The sequence below is a fragment of the Mucilaginibacter sp. P5_A4 genome, assembly GCF_056400605.1.
This window is the reverse complement of the sequence record NZ_JBFUKX010000100.1, coordinates 1-4428: the sequence shown is the minus strand read 5'-3', so window position 1 is coordinate 4428 and position 4428 is coordinate 1. Positions and strand designations below refer to the sequence as shown.

The 4428-nt window shown below is 44.3% G+C and carries 4 protein-coding genes; all 4 read left to right on the top strand.

Features of this window, described 5'->3' with window-relative positions:
- Positions 1-564: GH39 family glycosyl hydrolase (locus AC1DQW_RS27170; RefSeq protein WP_477456925.1), on the top strand; the 564-nt coding region annotated here is incomplete at its 5' end.
- A 3-nt stretch (positions 565-567) separates the two neighbouring features.
- Positions 568-702: a hypothetical protein gene (locus AC1DQW_RS27165; RefSeq protein WP_477456924.1), complete on the top strand. Its 135-nt coding sequence runs from the start codon at positions 568-570 to the stop codon at positions 700-702.
- A gap of 6 nt (positions 703-708) precedes the next feature.
- Positions 709-2865 carry a glycoside hydrolase family 3 C-terminal domain-containing protein gene (locus tag AC1DQW_RS27160; protein ID WP_477456923.1) on the top strand — a complete coding sequence of 719 codons (2157 nt, stop codon included), beginning with the start codon at positions 709-711 and terminating at the stop codon, positions 2863-2865.
- Positions 2866-2966: 101 nt separating this feature from the next.
- On the top strand, positions 2967-4428 hold a 1462-nt coding region (locus tag AC1DQW_RS27155), incomplete at its 3' end, for an alpha-N-arabinofuranosidase (RefSeq protein WP_477456922.1).

Sequence of the window (4428 nt, the reverse complement as noted above, 5' to 3'; positions counted from 1 at the left end):
TACTGGGTTTTTACCGATGTTTTTGAAGAACCTGGTCCGCGGTTTACACCTTTTCATGGAGGTTTTGGTTTACTCAACATTCAAGGCATAAACAAGCCTGCTTTTTATTCTTATAAGTTTATGAATAAGCTTGGAGGAACYGAATTAGCCAATACAGACACACGTTCATGGGTTTGTAAAAATGATAAAGGGGATATCCAGGCATTATTGTGGGATTATACCTACACTTTACCGGATTCTGTCAATAATCAGGCTTATTATATAAAAGATTTGCCGGCCAAATCAAAAGGCAAAGTGAAAATAAAYYTATCGCATGTRCCTGCCGGAAAATATACTATGGAAATTTATAAAGTAGGTTATAGRATGAACGATGCCTATACACGTTATGTGGATATGGGCAGGCCTGGACAGTTGAACAGGCARCAAGTTGAAAAGTTAAAAGAAGAAAATGGCTCTCCTGTTGCAAAACGGGAAATTGAAATCAAGCCTAATTCCGGGTATTCCCAGGAGTTTGATATCCGGGAAAATGATGTTATCCTGGTAAACTTTATTAAAAAATCTTAACCCATGAATATATTAATACCAAAGTTGAAAATAGTAAAGATAACCTGCAGCTGTATGCTTTTTTTTTCGCTGCTGATAATAGGAATGGCAAATGCACAGCGTATGCTGAACGATAACGAACAAAAAGAGAAGAAATAATATTTTATGAAATATACTATTGCCTGTTTTATGGCATTTTTCGTGGCCGGCGGCGTTTCGGCACAAAACAAAAGCGAGGTTGCGCTAAATGCGAAGATCAACAGCATCGTCAGCAAAATGACGCTGGAAGAAAAAATAGACATGCTTCACGGCAACGCGCTGTTTTCTTCCGCAGGTGTAAGCCGTTTAGGTATCCCGGAGCTTACGTGCGATGATGGCCCCTTGGGTGTACGCGAAGAAATAAAGCGCTTTGATTGGGCATCGGCTAACTGGACAATCGATTCTGCCACGTTTTTACCAAATGGTTCGGCCATAGCGGCTACCTGGAACCCCGCAATGGCAAATAAATACGGGGTAGTTATAGGCGAGGAGGCCAATGCCCGTAAAAAGAATATAATGCTTGCACCCGCATTCAATATCTGCCGGATGCCGCTTTGCGGCCGCACCTATGAATATTATTCGGAAGACCCCTATTTAAACAGCCTGTTGGCGGTCGGGGCTGTAAAAGGGATTCAAAGCCGGCATGTAGCAGCTTGTATAAAACATTTCGCCGCCAATAACCAGGAGCTTAACCGCGATAGCGTAAACACCATAGTTGATGAAAGGGCATTGCGCGAAATTTATTTCCCGGCATTTAAAGCAGCTATACAGCAGGGTAATGCCTACACCATTATGTCGGCCTATAATAAGCTGAATGGTTATTGGTGTTCCGAGAATGATTTTTTATTAAATAAAGTGCTGAAAAACGAATGGGGCTTTAAAGGAGTGGTCATGTCAGATTGGTCCGGGACGCACCATACCGTTGCAGCGGCCAACAACGGGCTGGATATAGAAATGGGCTCAAGCGGCCCGTATGATCAGTGGTATTTTGCCCAGCCCTTACTTAAAGCTGTTAAGGAAGGCCGGGTTCCGGTAAAAACAATTGACGATAAGGTTCGCAGGATTTTGTGGGTGATGTACCATACCTCCATGAGTACCAATCATCCTGCAGGGTCTATCGCTACACCGGCGCATGCCAAAGCCGCCTATGATATTGCCTCAGAATCTATAGTCCTGCTAAAAAACGACAACCATTTGTTGCCCTTAAAAGCAGGTAATATTAAAAGCATTGCCGTCATTGGCGATAATGCCATCCGTACATTTGCTTTGGGGGGGTATGGCGCCGGTGTAAAAGCTAAATATGAAATAACTGCGTTAGCAGGTATACGATCAAGGTTCGGCAAAACAGCCAGCATCAGCTTTGCCCAGGGTTATAAAGCAAACTACCTGGCAAGTAATAGTGATGAACAAAATCGTGGCTACGACCAGCCCGATCAAAAGCTGATTGATGAGGCGGTAGCGCTTGCGAAAACCAGCGATGTTGCCATTTTATGTATCGGTTCCAATCGTGAGTATGAAAGTGAAGCCCATGACCGTAAAAGCCTGGAACTGCCTTTTGGCGAACAGGCATTGGTTAACGCGGTTACAGCCGTTAATGCCAATACCATTATTGTGATAATGGCCGGCGCTCCGTATAATTTGAATGAAATCAAAAAAAACAATCATGCGGTTGTTTGGTCGTGGTTTAACGGTTCAGAAGCAGGAAACGCACTTGCTGATGTTTTAACAGGAGTAGTAAACCCGTCAGGCAGGTTGCCATTTACTTTTCCTGTATCGTTAAAAGATTCCCCTGCTTTCGCCTTAAATACTTATCCGGGTACCGGCGCAACGGCCGAATATAAAGAGGGCATATTGGTTGGCTACCGCTGGTACGACACTAAGAAAATTGAACCCCAATTCCCTTTTGGTTACGGGCTTTCCTATACTGATTTTTCTATCAGTCATTTTTCGGCTGACAAAAAAAGCTACGGGAAAAATGAAACCATCCACGCAAAATTCACCATTAAAAACACAGGCAGCCGTTATGGGGCTGATGTTGTGCAATTATATGTAAGCGATCCGGTTTGTTCGGTTTTACGTCCCGAAAAAGAGCTTAAAGGTTTTAAAAAGATATTTTTAAAGCACGGCGAAACAAAAACAGTTGAACTGGATGTAAAGGTTGGTGATTTGGCTTTTTATGACGAAACAACAAAATCATGGAAAGTTGAAGCTGGCGAATTTGTTCTTCAGTTAGGTAATTCATCACGCAATATTTCAAAAACAGTAAAAATCCTGGTTAAATAAACCCAATACCGATAAACTGAGAAATAATTTTCAATGGAAGATGACCCGTTGGCCTTATAAAATAAGTGTAAAAAAAACAATTAATAATATAAACTTTCACGATGAAAAAGTTATTACCCATTTTAAGTTTGTGCCTGTTCCTGTTCACAACAACAGGCGTAAAAGCACAGACCCCTAAGCTAACGCTTGATTTAACCAGGCCCGGCGCAAATGTAAGTCCGCAACTGTATGGGTTGATGACCGAAGAGATCAACCATTCGTACGATGGGGGGTTGTATGCCGAGCTGATCAGAAACAGGATATTTAAGGACAACCCCAATACGCCGGAAGCATGGAGCCTGATCAGGGAAGGTGCTGCGAAGGCCACCATTCAATTAGTTGCCCCAAACCCCGGCAATGTACCCATCGATCAGCGGCGCCATGCAATTAATGGCGCGTTAACCACCTGTTTAAAACTAATGGTGGATACCGGCGACGGTAGGGCCGGTATTGCAAATGAAGGTTATTGGGGCATACCTGTTTTGCCTAATACAACTTATAACGCTTCGTTTTATATAAAGGGTGCAGCAAGCGGGCCACTCCCCGCCAGCCCCTGGGACCCCAAGCCTGCAACCCCTCTTCCTGTAATTGCTGATAACACTGCCGGGCCTATAACCGTAAGTATAGAAAGCAATGACGGTAAAACGGTATATGCTTCGGGGACTATTAATTTGATAAAAAGCCCCTTTTGGAAAAAATATGAACTTAAATTAACAACCGGCGCTGGTGTTAAACCAACGACTGACGCCCGTTTTGTTATTTCGACAAACCGTACCGGGGTTTATTATTTTAACCTCGTCTCGTTATTTCCGCCAACTTACCATAGCCGCCCGAATGGGAACCGGGTAGATATCATGAAGTTACTGGCTGATATGAAACCCCGCTTTTTACGTTTTCCAGGCGGTAATTTCCTTGAAGGGCCGAAGTTGAACGATGCTTTTCCGTGGAAGACCACTTTAGGCGCGCTTGAAAATCGCCCCGGCCATACGGGCTCATGGGGCTACCGCCCGAGTGACGGAATGGGCTTACTTGAATTTTTAGAATGGTGCGAAGACCTGAAAATGGAACCACTGCTTGCCGTTTATGCCGGCTATTCACTCGACGGCGACCATGTGGACGCAGGCCCGCTTTTAAAGCCATATGTAGATGACGCGCTGGATGAGATTGAGTATGTTACGGGCGACGTACACACCTACTGGGGTGCTAAACGGGCGGCAGATGGGCACCCGGCACCCTTTAAACTCAGCTATGTAGAGATTGGTAACGAAGACGGATTTGATGTGTCTGGCAGCTATGACGGACGTTACGCCCAGTTTTATGATGGCATTAAAGCCAAATACCCTAACCTTCACTGTATTGCAAGCATGGGCGGCAAGGACTGGCTTGGGAGCAGAGGTAAATTAACCATTCGCAAGCCCGAAATTGTAGATGAACATTATTACCGCAATGCCTGGGGGATGGAAGAGGATGCAGCACATTATGATAACTACGACCGCAAAGGATATAAAGGCAAAGGATATAAAG